Genomic DNA, 16,566 nt, shown 5'->3' with positions numbered 1-16,566 from the left:
AAACGCTCCCGCAACCCCGCAAGATCACCTTCAACGGCCACGGTCCTCGCAACTCCCACAGATCGCGGGTGTTGCGAGGACCGTTAGAACCCAAGAGCTAGGCGGGACGACTCGGACGGCCCCTGGCCGGCTCCGAACGGCCCGGCCGCCAGCGGCTGGTCGGGCCGCGGCACCACCGACCAGACCGCCCAGCGCTACGAAGTGACCATCCACGACCTGGACGCCGCCCGCCTCCCCCACCTCCAGGGCACCGCGATCGATGCCCAGGAGCCAGCCTCCGCGTACGGTCGGAAGGTCCTCTCGCCGGACGCGATCCGCGTTCACCACAGTCCGGGGGCGTCTTCGGTCGGCTGTCGGTCCCCCGGGAGGCCGGGGGGCACGGCGGCGGCGCGCAGTGCGTCCCAGTCGTCGTAGTGGGTGGCCATGGCGAGGAGCAGGTGGGCGGTGGCGTAGGCGTCGAACGTGGCGCGGTGACGCTGGGCGGGCGCGTGGGTGAGGTCGATGCCGGTGTGGGTGAGGAGGGCGTCGAGGGTGTGTCGGGGGGCGTCGGGGTAGGTGGCGCGGGCGAGGCGGAGGGTGTCGATGACGCCGGCCGGGCGCCAGTCGGGGAGGTGGCGGGCGAGCGCCTGGTAGTCGACGTGCGCGTGGTGGGCGCAGATCCATGCTTCGCCGAGCAGCCCGTGCACCTGCGGCGCGACCGTTTCCCATCTGGGCTGGTCGGCGAGCTGCTGGTCGGTGATGCCGTGGACGCGGGCGGCGAACGAGGTGACGGGGCGCGGGGGTTGGATGAGCCAGTGTCCGGCGGTGGTGGTGTCGGGTTGGCCGTGGCGGACGGGGAGGGCGGCGACTTCGACGAGGTCGGGTGGGTTGGCGCCGTTGCCCTCGACGTCCACGACGAACAGTGGTGGCCAGGTGGTGAAGTCGTTCATGGTGTCCCGTCCCGGGAGGGGGTCGGCCAGCCGATGTCGGCGCGGCCGTGGCGTCGGTGGTGGTGTGGCTTGGCGCGGTCGTGGCACTGGTAGCCGTGGGTGTGTTGGAGGTGGTAGCGCGGTGGTTCGTCCAAGCCTTCCACGATGATGGCCCGCTCGGTGACCTCGACCTTGCCGGTGGCGCCGAGGCGGAACGACAGGCCAAGACACTCGTGACTGCTGTTCCCCCCGGGGGGCATTGCGGTATTCGGACGAGCCGACGATGTGAGCGAGAACGCCAAGGTAGGCGTCCTCGAAGGTGGCGTAGGCAGTTGGTTGGTGCATGAGACCTCCGAGAGATGAGTGATCGGAGTCGTTCATGAACGCGGGCCAGCCGAGCGACGAGACTCGGCAAGCCGAAAGGCTGGCACGGCTAACCGATCAGCGCCGCGAGCTCCGCGTCGAGGTTCACAACGGTGCAGCGTTTGAGTGCGACGACGAGTTGGGAGGCGCGGAACCAGTTGCTGGCGCGGTGGCCGTAGGGCAGGTACTCGTCCACGTGGGCGGTGAGCCGCGAGGTGCCGGGGGTGGGGGTGTAGAGGGTGCCGAAGACGCCCCAGATCTTCGGGCGGCGGGAGCGGACAGCGACGGGGCGGGTGAGGTGCGGGCAGTGGCGGGTGGCCAGGGCCGCGCAGTGCAGGCAGACCGGAGGCTTGGTGGCGCCCTCGTAGTCGTTCGAGCCGTCGTGGTTCATCAGGAACAGCCAGCCGTCCCGGGTGTGGCTTGCCGTCCGGCCGCAGACCTGGCACAACCGCTCGGCCTGCGCCCGGCGTTGCCGCACCGGGTGAACGGCGCCCAAGTTCGGGCGCCCCTCACCCGGCGCCTCACCCATGCGGCCCCAAAGCATGTCGAAGGCGTCGCGGTCGGCGGGCGACTCGTCGAGGTACCAGATCCCGCCCGCGTCCGGCCGCATCGTCACCCGCTGCCCGTAGGAACATTCGGCACTCCAGTGGGCGACATAGGGAACGGGGAGACGGCGCGGGCCCCAGGTCATCACGGTCTCGGGGGCGAGGAGTTCGGGCATGGCGGGTCAACTTTCCGAACGACGGCGGTGGGGCGGTGGGGTGTCGCGGTCGGCCTCGGCGATGCGCCGCACCAGCGCGCCGGTGAACGCAGCCCCGAGGAGCAGGAACGCAAGCGGCGCGAGGGTGACGGCGCACAGCGCCGGGAGCGTCAGGCGGGCTGGTCCACGGCGTCCGGCTCCGGCCAGGCCGGCCGGTCGCCGTTGATCGGAACGGGCGCGCGTTCGCCGGCCCGCACGGGGCGGTCGCCCGGCGGCACCGCGCAGCTCGGGAGCCGCCAGCCGTCCTCGGTGTGCGGGTCGCGCGCCATCAGCATGTGGTGAGCGCGCGTCGTGGCCACCGAGGTCGCCCGCACACCCAACGGGCCTGCGGGCCCCGGCAGTACGGGAGACAGGGCCGGCACCTGGTCGGAAACGGTCTGCGGCATCGGTCTACTCCGATCACTTGGCGAGGCGAGGTTGGGGCGTTCCCCCGGAGCGGGAGAGGAAAAGCATCCTGCGCTTCCCGCTCACCGGTGACGGGAAGGAGACGGAGCCGCCCACGGTCTACGCGGACGGGTACACCGGGAACCTGTACCTGGACAAGCCGAAGGAGGTCGAACAGTATGACGCCGCGTTCCAAGGAATCTGGGATGCTGCCCTTGACGAACAGGCGTCGCAGCGCCTGATGGCTGAGGTGGCAAGGGAATATGAGCAAGGCTGAACTACCGGACAGCGCACAGTGGTTCACTTCGAGCTACAGCAACGGAACGGGGAACTGCGTGGAGGTCGCCGACCTCCACGGCGCGGTCGGGCTGCGAGACACCAAGGACCGTGAGTCCGGGCTCGTGACCGTGGGGGCCGCTCAGTGGCGTTCGTTCATCGCCGCCGCGGACGAGCTGTTCGCACGCCGACCGTAACCGAAGCGCCAAACGCGCCCCCCTTCCCCGGCGACCAACCGGCGGAACGGGGGCGCGCTTCCGCTCAGCCGTGCTCGGCCATACCGTTCTCCGTTTCTGTGCGGCCATCCGGAAGCTACCGCGAGGCGCGGCCTCCCAACCGCCGAGCGGATCACGGCGAACCCGTGATGAACTTGCCATATGACGAGTCGTGTGCTTTACCTGATCGGCTGTGCCGCGCCGCCCGTGCAGTACATCGACCGACCGGTGCGCGAGGCGCGGCGGCGGGGGTGGGAGGTGTGCCTCGGGCTGACGCCGACCGCGGCCGGGTAGGTGGAGGGGCGGCTGCCGGAGTTGGCCGCGTTGACCGGCCGGGAGGTGCGGACCGTTCACTCGGTGCCGTGGAAACGTTCGGACTGGCCGCCGGCCTCCGTGATCGTGCTGGCCCCCGGCACGTTGAACACCGTGAACGCCGTGGCCCTCGGCCTGACCCCGACGTGGGCGGCGGGCGTCGCGGTCGAGGCCGTGGGTAAACGGCTGCCGCTGGTAGTGATGCCGTGCGTCAACACCGGATACGGGGCGCATCCGCAGTTCGCCCGGTCGCTGGACGTGCTGCGCGGGGCGGGGACACGGGTGCTGTACGGGCCGGGCGGGTTCGTGCCGAACGAGCCGGGCGAGGGCGATCCGGAGGCGTTCCCCTGGGAGTTGGCGCTGGAAGCGGCGGAGGAGTGGGGCTGAGGGGCTGACTCGCTTCAACGGCGGCGCTGCGTGGGGGGGCGCTGGCGTGGGAGTCCTCGGCACGTACGTGCCCTGGCTGCGGCGGTGTTGGTGGAGGTGAGCGGCTGCCTGTTGTTGGTGGTGGCGGCGAGGGCGGTGCGGATCAGCCAGGCGGTGGTGCCCTGGGTGTCGGTTCGCGTAGGGCGCGGCCGGCCCGGTGGTCGGCGTGGACGCGGCCGCGGGTGGCGCGTTCGAAGGCGAGGGCGGCTTGGTGGAGCGCGGTGCGCGGGTGGAGTGGTGCGGCGGAGGCGGTGGTGTCGGTTTGTCGGACCCGCCGGACGACGCTGAGGGTGCCGTCCTGCTCGGCGCTGAGGACGGCCGCCCGCGCCCACCACGCATCGGTTAACGCCACACCGAAACCAACTGGTGGGGCAGGCCGGCGAGGAGTGCGGCGACCGCCTTGCGGCTGGCGTCCCACCGCCGTCGACGCCTCCGGCGAGGTCGAAGACCCTGGAACCCGCACTCTGGATGGGGCGCCCCTTCTCGGCCGGCCCGCAGGAGCTGGTGACCACCCGCCCGGCGGGCCCGGTGTCACTGCTCCCGCTGCGGGTGAAGGCGGTGCGCCACGTGCGGGTCCTGCTGGCAACTCGCCGGCTTCGGCGAGGCGTTGCCGTCGACGACACCGAGCTGCCGGCCGAACACCCGGCGCTGTCCGCACTTCAGCACACCTATCTGAGCCTGCCGGGCGAGCCGATCCGGTAGTTCCACCCAGCGGGAGTGGCCCGATGGACCGGGCGGGAGAGGCGGGCCGTCCGGGACCCGCTGCTACCGTGGCGCGTCATGATCGCCCAACAGCGGTACCGGACGCGGCGGTTCGTGCTCCGCCAGCCGCATGCCGCCGACGAAGTGGTGGCCGTCGCCCGGCTGCACGGCTGGACGTTCGTCCGCGAGGAGTCGAGCCGGGCGGGCACCGTGCGACGCGTCATCCTGGAAGCGGGGTTCCCCGGGCTCTCGGTCCTGTACCACGAGCGCGATGATCCCGACCTCTGCGGCCTGGCCGTGGACAGCGTCCTGGGTCCCGAGGCGATCGGTACGGTCGCCACACTCGTCCAGGGCGCGTTGGTTCCGTGGACGCTCGCCGAGTTGCTGGACGAGATCGACAACGCGGCCGACCGGGTGCTCGCCGTGCGCCGTGCGGGCATCGGCGCTCCGCTGGGCGCCGACGCCGATCCCGCGTTCCTGCGGCGCTTCTCGGCGACCGCCGAGGACGCGGAGTGCGACGTGCGCGCCGCGTCCGTCTTCGCGATGGTCGACACCGGCTGGCCGGAGTGCGTCCCCGTTCTGGAGAAGGCCGCCCGGAGCGACAGCGACCCGGCGGTCCGCGATGTCGCCGCGAAGGGGGCCGAGCTGCTCCGCGCGGTGCGCCCGGGGGGCGGGGCCGTGCCGGTCGTCGTCGCCGACCTGTTCTCCGGGGACGAGGCCCCGGAGCTGCACCGCCTCGCGATGCGGCGACTGACCCGAGGCGCCGACGACGGTTGACCGGCCTGCGGGGCGCGGCTGGGAAGGGGTGGTCGGCCGGGCCAGAGTGCGGGGGCCGCGGCCGACCACGTCTCACGCGCGCCGGCGGTGCCGGGCGCTCACCCGCGCCGGGGCTCCGGCACGGGGGAGCGCCGCCGCACCCGCCGGGCAAGGGCCACCAGAAGCACCACCTCCAGGACGATGGTGCCCAGCCCCAGGAAGACGCTGGCCAGCGACGCCGGCATCATGAACGCGGTGTGCGAGACGAGGATGCCGCCGGCCAGCCACAGGCGGTGGGCGTCGGACCAGTCGGCCGATCCCCGCCAGCGCGCGACCACCCAGGCGAACGGGACCGCGGTCATGGCCCCGACGAGCAGCCGGGACTCCGTCGACATCAGGTCGCCCATCAGCATGTCGTCGCCGAGACCGAACGGCATCAGCGTGGTCAGGAAGGCCGTCGTCAGATAGCCCGAGACCGCTCCGACCACCACGGGGCGAGGCGCCCGCCGCCGCCCGTGGACCCTCCCCGACCCTCGGTAACGCGGCAGGACCCGCAGAGCCAGCCAGGCCAGCACCGCGATGACGAGGACATACGCCACGGTCCACCCCCAGGGGGTGCGGTAGCCGGGGTCCTCCGTGGCCGAGACGAGGCCACGCAGCCCCAGCACCCCGACGACCGCCAGCGCGCCGGCGACGAGGAGGCCGCGGCCTCCCAGATAGGGGCGGTCACGCAGCTCGGGGAAGAGCAGGTTCGCGAGCATGACCGGCAGCAGCACGCTGAGCGCGACGTGCACGCCGATCTGCGACTCCCAGTACGACCAGTTGACGCCGAGGGACCGCACGCTCCAGTCGGTGACGTCGTACATCTCCGGGCTGGTCAGCGCCTGGAGGCCGAGCCCGTCCTCGGCCACCTGGTACGCCAGGGCGAGCAGCACGAGACCGGGCCATCCGACGCCGACCCTGACCACCGCCTCGCGGATCACCAGCACGCCCGCCCCGTACATCACCACCAGCAGCGGCAGCAGCAGCCAGGCCTTCGGGACGGCGACGGCCGTGAAGGTCAGTTCCGCGCACAGCGTCGTCAGACAGGCCAGGGTCAACGCTGCGTGCGTGCGCCGGCGTTCCGGCCGGACGGTGGGTGGTCGGGCGTGCGGGGCGGTGGGGGGACGGGTGTGCATGGTGGTACTTCCCTCAGAAGGTCATCGCTGGGCGTGGGCGTCGACCAGGGCCTTGATGTCGATCCTGGTCATGGCGTGCAGGGTGTCGAGGACACGGTCGGCGACCTCCGCGTCGGCGTCGCGGAGCAGTTCCCGCAGGCAGGTGGGCATGACCTGCCAGGTCACCCCGAACCGGTCGACGAGCGAACCGCCGGGCCCCTCCTCGCCTCCGTCGACGAGCTTGGCCCAGAGCGCGTCCAGCTCCTCCTGGGTCTCGACCTCGACGTACAGGGAGAAGGCGCGGCTGTGGGGATAGCGCGGCTGGCCGTTGTGCGCGACGTACCCCTGGCCGTCCATGGTGAAGTCGACGGTGGTGACGCGGCCTTCCGGGTCCCGCTGGACGTCCCGGATCCCGGAGTCGGCGAACAGGGACGTGTAGTAGGTCGCGACCGCTTCGGCCTGGCCGTCGAACCACAGGAAGCTGCTGATCCGCATGGTGTTTTTCCTTACTTGTGGGTGGTGGATGGGGTGTTCGGGCCGGCGTGGTCGTCGAGCGTGACGGTGTCGGCGACCTTCTCCAGGCCCCGGGCGACGAGGCGTCGGGGCAGGTGGCGCACCATCCGCACCGACTGGTTGCGCAGCCACATGCGGCCGGGCGAGTCGGGCATCAGGCCGCCGTCGCCCGAGGTCCGGGCGAACTCCTGCGCCCGGTCGACGAACTCGCGCATCCCCGCCTCGTATCCGGCCGCGCCCGCGAGGTGGTCGCCGCCGGCGCGGGCGAGTTGGCCGGCCAGCACGTAGGCGCCGACCAGGGCGAGGCTGGTGCCGATCCCGGACATGGGGGAGGCGCAGTAGGCGGAGTCCCCCAGCAGTACGGTCCGCCCCTTCGACCAGGTGTCGATCCGCACCTGCTCCACCCGGTCGAAGAAGAAGTCGGTCGAGTCCTCCAGCTGCTCCAGCAGCCGCGGGGTGTGCCACCCGACGTCCGCGAAGCGGTCGGCGACCAGGCGCTTCTGCGCGGCGATGTCGCCCCGGTCGAACCGGAGTCCCGGCGAGCGGAAGAAGTACCCCGCGATCGCCCTGTCCGGGTCGGCCACCGGACGCATGGCCACCGTCCTGCCGGTGCGTCCCGAGCCGCCGGGCACGGTGTACATCAACTGCCAGCCGTCCAGGCGGACGTGCGAGGGCATCGAGTACAGCGCCAGGTAGGAGTTGAGGTCGCACACGTAGCGGTGCTCGGGGCCGAACGTCAGCCGTCGCACCGCCGAGTGCACGCCGTCGGCGCCGACGAGCAGGTCGAACCTCCGGGGCTCGCCCTTCTCGAAGGCGACGGTGACGCCGTCCCGGTCCTGCTCCACCTCGGTGATCGCGTCGCCGAAGACGTACTCGACGTCGTCGCTGATCGCGTCGTACAGGATGCGGGCCAGGTCGGTGCGGAGCAGCGCCCACTCGGCGACCGGGCCGCCGGAGGGACCGAACGACTCGGAGCTCATCCGCGCCGCCGGCTTCCCCGCCTCGTTGACGAAGGCCATGCCCCGGCTGGGGATGCGCACGGCCTTGACCGGCGCGACGAGCCCCATGCGTTCGATCACCTGGCGGGCGGTGCCGCGGATGTCGATCGAGTGGCCGCCCGTGCGGGGGGCGGGGGCCCGTTCCACCACCGTCGGCCGGAACCCGTACCGGCGCAGCCAGTACGCCAGGGTCGCCCCCGCGATGCCCCCGCCCGAGATGAGGATGTCCCGATTCTCCATGCGTCCTTCCTCTGTACGCCTACCTCGATACGCCGTTCTCCGGCGTGCTCGGAATACAACGTACGGAGCAGACACCCCAGGAAACCAGGGATCACGGGCCAAGAGTGGACTAGTGCTCCAGGCATAGTGCACTAGTCCACTCGCTGTGGCAGGGTGGGGCGTCGGGTCGACGTCAGCGGAGGATGAGAGTGCCGTCAGCGCAGCACACCGAGCCGCCCTACCGCGTGATCGCGGCGGAGATCAGGTCCCGGATCGCCAGCGGCGATCTGGCGCCCGGGGACCGGGTGCCGTCCATCCGGGCCATCGCGCGGCGGTGGGGCGTCGCGATCGCGACCGCCACCAAGGTCACGGCCGTCCTGCGGGAGGAGGGGCTCGTCGAGGCGCGCGTCGGCTCCGGCACGGTGGTCAGCCAGGGCGCCGGCCGGGAACGCGCGGCCCCGGCCCGCCGCGCCGCCGCGCCCGCCCGGGGCGAGGCGGCGGGGCAGGAACCGCCGCGGGCCCGGATCCTGCGGACCGCCGTCGACCTCGCCGACGCCGACGGGCTCCAGGCCCTGACGATGCGCCGGCTCGCCGCCGAGCTCGACCTCGGCCCGATGTCCCTCTACCGCCATGTCACGGGCAAGGAGGAGCTGCTCACGCAGATGGCCGACCTGGTCTTCGGCGACCTCACGCTGCCCGAGCCCGGACCGCCGGGCTGGCGCGCCAAGCTCGAACTCGTGGCCCGTCAGCAGTGGCGGCTGTGCCGGCGCCACCTGTGGCTGCCGCCCGTCATCTCCTTCACCCGCCCCGCCCTGGTGCCCAACATGCTGGTGCACACCGAGTGGACGCTGCGCGCGCTCGACGGGCTCGACCTGTCGCTGGACGTCCGGCTCCAGGAGGCGCTCACCCTGCACGCGTTCGTCGTCACCATCGCGGTGTCCAAGGCCGACGAGGCACAGGCCGAGCGGAACACCGGCATGTCGTTGAACCGCTGGTCCGAGACGCAGCGTTCGCGCCGCCGCGAGCTGCTCACCAGCGGCCGCTTCCCGCTGCTCGCCGCCTTCTCCGACGACGCGGCCCCCGACCTGGACGCCCTCTTCGAGTACGGCCTGGCGCGCCATCTCGACGGGTTCGCCGTGCTGTTGGGCGACCGGGAGGCCGGCGCCGACCGGGGGCACCCGTCCTGAACGGGGCGCCGGCGGGCGTTCCGGTGGCGGGACGGCCCCGGGCGTCGGGGGTTCGGGGCCGTCACCGCGTCGGAGCCCCGGCGCCTCAGGCGGCGTAGCCCTTCGGGGGGATGAGGGAGGCGAGTTGTTCGAAGGAGAGCCAGTAGATCTGGTTGCCTCCGAAGCTGGCCGGGTCGGCGATCAGCACGGTCCTGTTGACGTCGTCGTAGCCGATGACCGTGAAGTAGTGGTAGATGGTCTGGCCCGGCGGGTAGCCGGGAGGCTGGTTGCCCGGCGGGGCGACGATGTTGGTCACCAGCGGGTAGTTGTTGTCGATGTCCAGCACGATGTCGCGCCACAGCAGGTCCTTCTGGGCCTGGGTGGGCGGGTCGTTGGGCATCTCCTTGGTCTCGTACCAGCCGGTGCCGAGGTTGGCGTTGAGCACGCCCGTGACCTGGCTGATGTGGTCGGTCCCGCCCACGTGGGTGCCGAGTTGGACGGCCAGGGCCGACTGGCTCGGCGGCGCGATCCGCGCGGAGAGGGCGATGCGGGTGGCGGCGGGGCCGCACCAGTAGCCGGTCTCCTGGACCTGGTAGTCGATCTCCAGCGTCCTGGACGCGCGGGTCCTGGTGGCCTCCACGTGGAAGCGGGTGCCCGGCTCGTTCCGGCCGCTGACCACGGCGGTGCCGGCGGTGGTGGCGAACGGTGCCACCGCGACGGAGTCCGTGGCCGAGGCGGGCGCGGCCGCCGGGGCGCCCTGCGCCACGCCCGGGGTGGCCAGGGCGGCGAGGGTGGCGCCGGCGACCAGGGCGGTCGCCAGGGCGGTCGGGATGTTTCTCCTTCTCATGGGTGTCTCCCGTCGGGGTCCTGGTGGGGTACGTGGGGTGTCGGCGGCGCTTGAGGGGCGGCGCTCAGGCCCGGCGGAGGCGGGCGACGATGCCGTCGAGGTCGCGGCGGAACACGTCGGCGCGGAAGAGGTGCCCGCCTGGCTCCTCGTACTGCTCGTGGCCGATGCCGGCGTCGTTCAGCCGGTCGCGGAACTCCCGTTGGCCGGCCAGCACCTGGGTCTCGGTGACCCAGTCCGCCCAGTCCACGGGGGCGGGGCTGGTGCCGGCGACCAGGAAGACCCGCTTGCCCGCGTACCGGGCGACCTGCTCCACCGGGTTGTCGGCGCTGACCCGGCCCTCGTCCCACAGCGGCACCCCGTAGACGCTGCCGCCGGCCAGCTCGGCCGCCGCGGAGGAGACGTTGGCCCAGTGGGTGACCAGCCCCGCGTCGCGGCGGAGGCTGGCCGGGCCCGAGTGGGAGCTGACGGAGGCGAAGTGGCCGTAGTACTTGGCCGCGTACTTGAGCGCGCCGAAGCCGCCCATGGAGAACCCGGCCACCGCGCGCCCGTCGAACTCGGCGTACGTGCGGAAGTTGGCGTCGATCCAGGGCAGCAACTGCCCGATGTGGAAGGACTCCCAGTTGCGCGGGCCGGCGTTGGAGTGCACCGGGTTGCTGTACCAGCCGGCGGGGCCGCCGTCGGGCATCACCACGATGAGCGGCCGGCCGGCGGTCAGCTCGCGGATGCCGGCCCTGTCGAACGACATGAAGTCCTGTCCGATGCCGCCTCCGTGGAAGAGGTAGAGCACCGGGTAGCGCCGTCCGCTGGCGTAGTCGTCGGGGAGCAGGACGTTGACCGCGGGGTCCCAGCCGATCTCGTCGGTGGCGAAGCGGTAGTACTTCATCCGGGGGTCGTCCTCGCCGCGCTCCACGATCCGCAGCCCGAAACCGTCGTCCGCCGCGCGGGCGCCCGTCGCCGAGGCGAGCACGCCCGCGCCGCCGAGCAGGGTCGCTGCGGTGGCTCCGCCGGCGAGCCCGAACAGCCGTCTGCGCGAGGGGCCGGGCAGGGGTGACTTCTTCAACGCGACCTCCGTGGTGGGGGATCCGGGGATGGAAGGGCAAGCGGGTAGGGGAAGGGCCGGACACGGCACCGGAATGTTAGGTACACGACAACGCCCCGGGGGGCGGTGCTTTTCGACCCCCGTTGAACACCCCTTGTGGACGCGGGTGCGGAGGGCCACCATCGGCCCATGCCCGGCGTGCTGCGCATCCACTTCAGCGACCGCGACTTCCGCCACGTGCAGTTGGCGAAGTCCGCCGACCCGATGTGGGAGGCCATCCTCGGGCTCCATGTGCTCTCCACTCCCCCGCGCCGGCTGCCGCCCCCGCTCCGGCCGTGGCGGCGACGCGCGGCGGAACGGCTCAGGGGCGGGGACGATCTCCGGGCCGCCTGCCGGCTGTTGAACGACCTCGCGCCGGCCGACGCCCCCTACTTCCCCGACTTCCTCACCCCCACCGAGTCCGAGGAGGGCATGTCCGCCGCCCTCGACACCCTGCGCGCCACCTCGGCCGCCCGGCTCGCCCGCGAGCTGCGCGAGGCGGCCAGACACCGGGACCTGCCCCCGTGGACCGGTCGACTCGCCTCCGGTGACCGGCGGTTACTGGACCGGGTCGCCGACGCCGTGCTCCAGGTCCACACCCGGCTGATCGCGCCCGACTGGAGCCGGGTCGCCGCCACCGTCGCCGCCGACGCGGAGCGGCGCGCGGCGGCGCTGGAGGGCGGACTGGTGGCGCTGCTGAGCCAACTGGAGCCCTTCACCTGGCGGGACCCGGTACTCACCGCGCCCTATCCCGTGGACCTCGACCTGCGGCTGCGCGGGCGTGGCCTGCGGCTGATCCCCTCGTTCTTCTGCCACACCACACCGATCGCCGTCGCCGACCCCGCGCTGCCGCCGGTCGTGGTCTACCCGGTCTCCCCCGCGCCCCGGACGCCGCCGGAGGCCGTCCGGCACGCGAAGGCGCTCGCGGCGCTGCTCGGCGCCAGCCGGGCCCGGGTCCTGGGCGCGCTCGCCACGGCCTCGACGACCGGCTCGATCGCCGCGCGCCTCGGGATGCCCGCGCCGTCGGTCAGCGGCCATCTGCGGGTGCTCCGCGACGCGGGCCTGGTCGACAGCAGGCGCGACGGCGCGCACGTGCTCCACCGCCTGACGAGCCGGGGCCACCATCTGCTCGCGCCACGGGGGCGTTGAACGCGCGCCGCGGGCGTCGCGGGGCAGGGGGAGACGCCCGCGCGGCGTCGCGGGCCCCGGCCTCAGGGCGTCCGCGAGCGTTCGCCCAGCTCGAACCAGATCGTCTTGCCCGCCCCCCTCGGCTGCGCGCCCCACGCGTCGGCCAGCTCCTCCAGCAGCAGCAACCCCCTTCCGGAGGAGGCCAGTTCGCCCGGCTCCCGACGCTGCGGAAGCGCGTCGGACGCGTCGGTCACCTCGACCCGCAGCGTGCGGTCGCCCACCAGGCCACCGACCTCCGCGACCGTCAGCGCGTCGCCGTCCGTGTGGGTGAGCACGTTGGTCAGGACCTCGGAGAGCAGCAGCACCGCACCGTGCACCACGTCCTGGTCCGTCCAGTCGTGCAGCAACGTGCCCAGCTGGCGGCGCGCCTGGGCGACGCGGGCCGGCTCGGACTGGCCCACGTTCAGCACGAAGCGGCGCACCGGGAACGCGCCGCGCGGCACCTGGCCGCGCGGCACCTCGCGGCGGAGCAGCAGCAGCGCGATGTCGTCCTCGTTGCCGTGCGCCCCCGGCGGGCGCGCCCCCGCGCGCTCCCCGGCCCCGAGCCCACCCTCGGCCTCGGCCTCCACCTGGTCGACCGACTCCAGCAGCGCGTCGGCCACCTGCTCAAGGCCCGTGCCCGGCACCCCGGCGACGGCCCGGCCGACGCGTTCCCAGCCGGCGTCCAGGTCGCGCCCGCCCGTCTCCAGCAGCCCGTCGGTGCAGAGCAGCAGCGTCTCGCCGGGTTGGAGGCTGAGCCTGGTCACCGGGTAGTCGAGGGACGGCTCGACGCCCAGCGGCGGCCCGCCGTCCGTCGGATGCGGCTGCATCGCGCCGTCGTCGAAGAGCACGGCGGGCTCCGGATGCCCGGCCCGCGCGATGTCGAACGTCCCGGAGGCGGGGTCGGCCTCCGCGTACAGACACGTGGCGAACCTGGCCTCCCCCGGCGTTTCCCCGCCCGGTTCCGCCTTCCCCACACCGGGCGCGCCGCCGGCCCCGCGCGGGCCCGGCCCCCCGGAGCCCTCGCCGAGCGAGGCGAGGAACCGCGAGGCCCGGCTGAGCACCGCGTCCGGCTGGTGCCCCTCGGAGGCGTAGGCGCGCAGCGCGATCCGCAGCTGCGCCATCACCGCCGCCGCCCGCACGTCGTGCCCCTGCACGTCCCCGATGACCAGCGCGACCCGGCCGGAGGGCAGCGGGATCACGTCGTACCAGTCGCCGCCCACCTGGAGCCCGGCGCCGGTCGGCACGTAGCGGGCGGCGATCGCCAGCCCCGGCACGCGGGGCGTCGGGCTCGGCGCCATCGCGTGCTGGAGGTCGGCGGACAGCTCGCGCTCGGTGTCGTTGAGCGTCGCGCGGGAGAGCGCCTGCGCCACCATCCGGGCGATGCTGGAGAACGTGGAACGTTCCTCCCAGTCGAAGTCCAGCGCGTAGTCGAACGCCGCCAGCCAGACCCCGATGGTGCGGCCCGCCACCACCAGCGGCAGAAAGGCCCAGGCGCGGCGCTGGAGCGGCGCGATCACCGGCCAGATCCTCGGGTAGCGCCTGGCGTACTCCTCAGGCGAGGAGACATAGACCGCGCGGCCCGTGCGCATCACCTCGGTGCCCGGATAGGCGGTGTTCATCGGCATCGGGAAGCCGAGGTGGTAGAAGTCCATCGGCCGCCCCTGGTAGTCGAGCAGCCGCAGCCGGTCGCCCTCGCGGTCGAAGACGGCGACCCCGTCCGGGGAGAAGCCGGGCATGGAGAGGGTGGCGACGACCCGCAGCACCTCCCGCACGCTGTTGGCCTCGGAGAGCGCCTGCCCGGTGCGGAGCACGAAGGCCTCCCTGGCCCTGGCCGTCTCCCAGTCGCCGCCCGGCTCCCGCCGGTCCGTGGGCTGCACCCGGGTCACCGTGCCGACCACGGCCGCCCGCGTCCCGCCCCCGCCGCCCGGCTCCTCGTCCGGCTCGATGATCCGCATCCGGCTGCGCAGCCGGCAGGTGACCTCGTTGTTCGTGTCGACCAGCCGGTACTCGACCTCCCTGACCGCGCGCCCGCCGCCCTCGCTCGCCGCCAGCGCCAGCACGCGCTCGATCTTGGCGAAGTCCTCGACATGGACGCGCGCCCGCACGGCCGCCTCGGTCAGCTTCGCGGGCTCGGGCGGCCACCCGTGCAGCTCTGCGGCGACCGCGTCGACCGTGACCACGCCCCGGGCGTCGTCCCAGGCCCAGGTGCCGACGCGGGTGGCGGCCAGCACATCCTCGGTGCGCATATACGCGAATCTATGCCGTTTCCGCCGATTTCGCCGCCTTTCCCGGGCCGGATACGCCGGGGCGGCACCGGCACGGGCAACGGTAGTCTGAGGCCGTTCCCCCGGAATCTCGTTGACGACTTGGACTCACGATGCATCGGTACCGGTCCCACACCTGCGGCGAACTGCGTTCGGCGGACATCGACAAGGATGTCCGGCTGGCCGGCTGGCTGCACAATCGCCGGAACCTGGGCGGCATCCTCTTCATCGACCTGCGGGACCACTACGGCATCACCCAGTTGGTGGTCCACCCGGACGCCCCCGGCGCCGGCGAGGTCCAGGAGCGGCTCAGCTCGCTGAGCAAGGAGTCCGTGCTGCGCGTCGACGGCCGGGTCGTCGCCAGGGGCGCGCAGAACGTCAACGCGGAGCTGGCCACCGGCGAGGTCGAGGTCGAGGTCGCCGGCGTCGAGGTGCTGAGCGCCGCCGACCAGATCCCGTTCACCATCAACGCGGACGACGGGGTCAACGAGGAGCGGCGGCTGGAGTACCGCTTCCTCGACCTGCGCCGCGAGCGGATGCACCGCAACATCATGCTGCGCTCGCAGGTGATCTCCGCGATCCGCACCAAGATGATCGCGCAGGGCTTCACCGAGATGTCCACGCCGATCCTCTCGGCGACCTCGCCCGAGGGCGCGCGCGACTTCCTGGTGCCGTCGCGCCTGCACCCCGGCACGTTCTACGCGCTGCCGCAGGCGCCGCAGATGTTCAAGCAGCTGCTGATGGTCGCCGGCTTCGACCGCTACTTCCAGATCGCGCCGTGCTTCCGCGACGAGGACGCCCGCGCGGACCGCTCGCCCGGCGAGTTCTACCAGCTCGACGTCGAGATGAGCTTCGTCGAGCAGGAGGACGTCTTCCAGGTCATCGAGCGGGTGATGACCGAGCTGTTCGAGGAGTTCGGCAACGGCCGCCACGTCACCTCGCCGTTCCCGCGCATCCCGTTCCGCGAGGCGATGCTGAAGTACGGCTCCGACAAGCCGGACCTGCGGGCCCGGCTCGAACTGGTCGACGTCTCCGACGTCTTCGCCGGCTCCGGGTTCAAGGCGTTCGCCGACAAGCACGTGCGGGCGCTCGCGGTGCCGGACACGGCGGGTCAGCCGCGCAAGTTCTTCGACCAGCTCGGCGAGTTCGCGGTCGCGCAGGGCGCGCAGGGCCTGGCCTGGGTGCGGGTCGGCGAGGACGGCCAGCTCACCGGCCCGATCGCGAAGTTCCTCACCGAGGAGAACGTCGCGGCGCTCACCGAGCGGCTTGCCGCCGGCCCCGGGACGGCCGTCTTCTTCGGCGCCGGCGCCTTCGACGAGGTCTCGAAGATCATGGGCGCGGTCCGCGTCGAGGCCGCCAAGCGCGCGGGCCACTTCGAGGAGAACGTCTTCCGCTTCTGCTGGATCGTCGACTTCCCGATGTACGAGCGGAACGAGGACACCGGCGCGATCGAGTTCTCGCACAACCCGTTCTCGATGCCGCAGGGCGGACTCGAAGGGCTGGAGAAGCAGGACCCGTTGGACGTCCTGGCCTGGCAGTACGACATCGTCTGCAACGGCATCGAGCTGTCCTCCGGCGCGATCAGGAACCACGAGCCGGCGATCATGTACCGCGCGTTCGAGATCGCGGGCTACTCGCGCGAGGAGGTGGAGGCGGAGTTCGGCGGGATGCTGCGCGCCTTCCACTTCGGCGCGCCGCCGCACGGCGGCATCGCGCCCGGCGTGGACCGCATCGTGATGGTGCTGGCCGACGAGCCCAACATCCGCGAGACCATCGCCTTCCCCCTCAACGGCAACGCGCAGGACCTGCTGATGGGCGCGCCCAACGAGGTCGGCGAGGCCCGGCTGAAGGAACTCCACCTGAGCGTCCGCAAGCCGCCGAAGCAGGGCTGACGCCTCGCTGACGCCTCGCTGACGCCTCGCTGACGCCGCGCGGCGAGGGGCCCCGGCGCGCGTAGCTTGGGTTCTAACGGTCCTCGCAACACCCGCGATCTGTGGGAGTTGCGAGGACCGTGGCCGTTGAAGGTGATCTTGCGGGGTTGCGGGAGCGTTT

Annotated in this window: 19 protein-coding genes; 9 read left to right on the top strand and 10 right to left on the bottom strand. The window is 72.7% G+C overall.

Annotated elements, in window-relative coordinates:
- Positions 1–320 precede the first annotated feature (320 nt).
- The 4 genes from CRP51_RS27755 to CRP51_RS28640 all read right to left on the bottom strand — a co-directional run bounded on the left by CRP51_RS27755 (position 321) and on the right by CRP51_RS28640 (position 2,417).
- Positions 321–929, bottom strand: a complete 609-nt coding sequence (locus tag CRP51_RS27755) for a 3'-5' exonuclease (RefSeq protein WP_097234118.1) — start codon at positions 927–929, stop codon at positions 321–323.
- Positions 926–1,168, bottom strand: coding sequence for a hypothetical protein (locus tag CRP51_RS27750; RefSeq protein ID WP_245880847.1), 243 nt, complete (start codon positions 1,166–1,168; stop codon positions 926–928). The genes CRP51_RS27755 and CRP51_RS27750 overlap by 4 nt, the downstream gene beginning before the upstream one ends.
- Before the next feature lie 173 nt (positions 1,169–1,341).
- Positions 1,342–1,992, bottom strand: coding sequence for a hypothetical protein (locus tag CRP51_RS27745; protein WP_097234117.1), 651 nt, complete (start codon positions 1,990–1,992; stop codon positions 1,342–1,344).
- A gap of 149 nt (positions 1,993–2,141) precedes the next feature.
- Positions 2,142–2,417 (bottom strand): hypothetical protein, encoded by a 276-nt coding sequence (locus tag CRP51_RS28640; RefSeq protein WP_141514696.1) that lies wholly within the window; start codon positions 2,415–2,417, stop codon positions 2,142–2,144.
- 17 nt (positions 2,418–2,434) lie between these two features.
- Between CRP51_RS28640 and CRP51_RS29875 the strand changes: the two genes are divergently transcribed.
- From CRP51_RS29875 to CRP51_RS27720, 6 genes are all read left to right on the top strand, one after another.
- Positions 2,435–2,692: a Scr1 family TA system antitoxin-like transcriptional regulator gene (locus tag CRP51_RS29875; RefSeq protein WP_245880846.1), complete on the top strand. Its 258-nt coding sequence runs from the start codon at positions 2,435–2,437 to the stop codon at positions 2,690–2,692.
- Positions 2,679–2,888, top strand: coding sequence for a DUF397 domain-containing protein (locus tag CRP51_RS27735; protein WP_097234116.1), 210 nt, complete (start codon positions 2,679–2,681; stop codon positions 2,886–2,888). Before CRP51_RS29875 ends, CRP51_RS27735 begins: the two co-directional genes overlap by 14 nt.
- A gap of 180 nt (positions 2,889–3,068) precedes the next feature.
- Entirely contained in the window at positions 3,069–3,200 is a 132-nt protein-coding gene (locus CRP51_RS30150; protein WP_342749130.1) for a hypothetical protein, read from the top strand.
- A gap of 63 nt (positions 3,201–3,263) precedes the next feature.
- Positions 3,264–3,605 (top strand): flavoprotein, encoded by a 342-nt coding sequence (locus CRP51_RS30145; protein WP_342749129.1) that lies wholly within the window; start codon positions 3,264–3,266, stop codon positions 3,603–3,605.
- Positions 3,606–4,112: 507 nt separating this feature from the next.
- Complete coding sequence (locus CRP51_RS27725) at positions 4,113–4,346, top strand: hypothetical protein (RefSeq protein WP_097234115.1); 234 nt, start codon at positions 4,113–4,115, stop codon at positions 4,344–4,346.
- A 78-nt stretch (positions 4,347–4,424) separates the two neighbouring features.
- The gene (locus CRP51_RS27720) at positions 4,425–5,123 is read left to right on the top strand and encodes a HEAT repeat domain-containing protein (protein ID WP_097234114.1); all 699 of its coding nucleotides are present in this window, start codon (positions 4,425–4,427) and stop codon (positions 5,121–5,123) included.
- Positions 5,124–5,221: 98 nt separating this feature from the next.
- Here CRP51_RS27720 and CRP51_RS27715 read toward each other — a convergent pair whose 3' ends face one another.
- Genes CRP51_RS27715 through CRP51_RS27705 form a run of 3 tightly spaced genes read right to left on the bottom strand, consistent with a single transcriptional unit; the run spans position 5,222 to position 8,010 of the window.
- Positions 5,222–6,280 (bottom strand): hypothetical protein, encoded by a 1,059-nt coding sequence (locus tag CRP51_RS27715; RefSeq protein ID WP_212616027.1) that lies wholly within the window; start codon positions 6,278–6,280, stop codon positions 5,222–5,224.
- 21 nt (positions 6,281–6,301) lie between these two features.
- Positions 6,302–6,754, bottom strand: a complete 453-nt coding sequence (locus CRP51_RS27710; protein WP_097234112.1) for a VOC family protein — start codon at positions 6,752–6,754, stop codon at positions 6,302–6,304.
- Between the two features lie 11 nt (positions 6,755–6,765).
- A complete protein-coding gene (locus CRP51_RS27705) occupies positions 6,766–8,010 on the bottom strand; it encodes an FAD-dependent monooxygenase (RefSeq protein ID WP_097234111.1) in 1,245 nt (414 codons plus the stop codon).
- 188 nt (positions 8,011–8,198) lie between these two features.
- Between CRP51_RS27705 and CRP51_RS27700 the strand changes: the two genes are divergently transcribed.
- Entirely contained in the window at positions 8,199–9,176 is a 978-nt protein-coding gene (locus CRP51_RS27700; RefSeq protein WP_245880845.1) for a TetR/AcrR family transcriptional regulator C-terminal domain-containing protein, read from the top strand.
- 85 nt (positions 9,177–9,261) lie between these two features.
- Here CRP51_RS27700 and CRP51_RS27695 read toward each other — a convergent pair whose 3' ends face one another.
- Both CRP51_RS27695 and CRP51_RS27690 read right to left on the bottom strand, forming a co-directional pair.
- Positions 9,262–10,002 (bottom strand): C39 family peptidase, encoded by a 741-nt coding sequence (locus CRP51_RS27695; protein WP_097234109.1) that lies wholly within the window; start codon positions 10,000–10,002, stop codon positions 9,262–9,264.
- A gap of 64 nt (positions 10,003–10,066) precedes the next feature.
- Positions 10,067–11,062, bottom strand: coding sequence for an alpha/beta hydrolase (locus CRP51_RS27690; RefSeq protein ID WP_245880844.1), 996 nt, complete (start codon positions 11,060–11,062; stop codon positions 10,067–10,069).
- Between the two features lie 168 nt (positions 11,063–11,230).
- Between CRP51_RS27690 and CRP51_RS27685 the strand changes: the two genes are divergently transcribed.
- Positions 11,231–12,229 (top strand): ArsR/SmtB family transcription factor, encoded by a 999-nt coding sequence (locus CRP51_RS27685; protein WP_097234107.1) that lies wholly within the window; start codon positions 11,231–11,233, stop codon positions 12,227–12,229.
- Positions 12,230–12,291: 62 nt separating this feature from the next.
- Here the strand turns inward: CRP51_RS27685 and CRP51_RS27680 are convergent, their stop codons facing one another.
- On the bottom strand, positions 12,292–14,496 hold the full coding sequence (locus CRP51_RS27680; RefSeq protein ID WP_097234106.1) for an ATP-binding SpoIIE family protein phosphatase: 2,205 nt from the start codon (positions 14,494–14,496) through the stop codon (positions 12,292–12,294).
- Between the two features lie 131 nt (positions 14,497–14,627).
- Here CRP51_RS27680 and aspS point away from each other — a divergent pair, with 131 nt between their 5' ends.
- Positions 14,628–16,406, top strand: a complete 1,779-nt coding sequence (gene aspS, locus CRP51_RS27675; RefSeq protein ID WP_097234105.1) for an aspartate--tRNA ligase — start codon at positions 14,628–14,630, stop codon at positions 16,404–16,406.
- The last annotated feature ends 160 nt before the right edge of the window (positions 16,407–16,566 follow it).

The organism is Streptomyces zhaozhouensis (assembly GCF_900230195.1).
GTDB lineage: Bacteria > Actinomycetota > Actinomycetes > Streptomycetales > Streptomycetaceae > Streptomyces > Streptomyces zhaozhouensis.
Note: the sequence above shows the minus strand (reverse complement) of the source record. Positions and strands in the feature narration are given on the sequence as shown.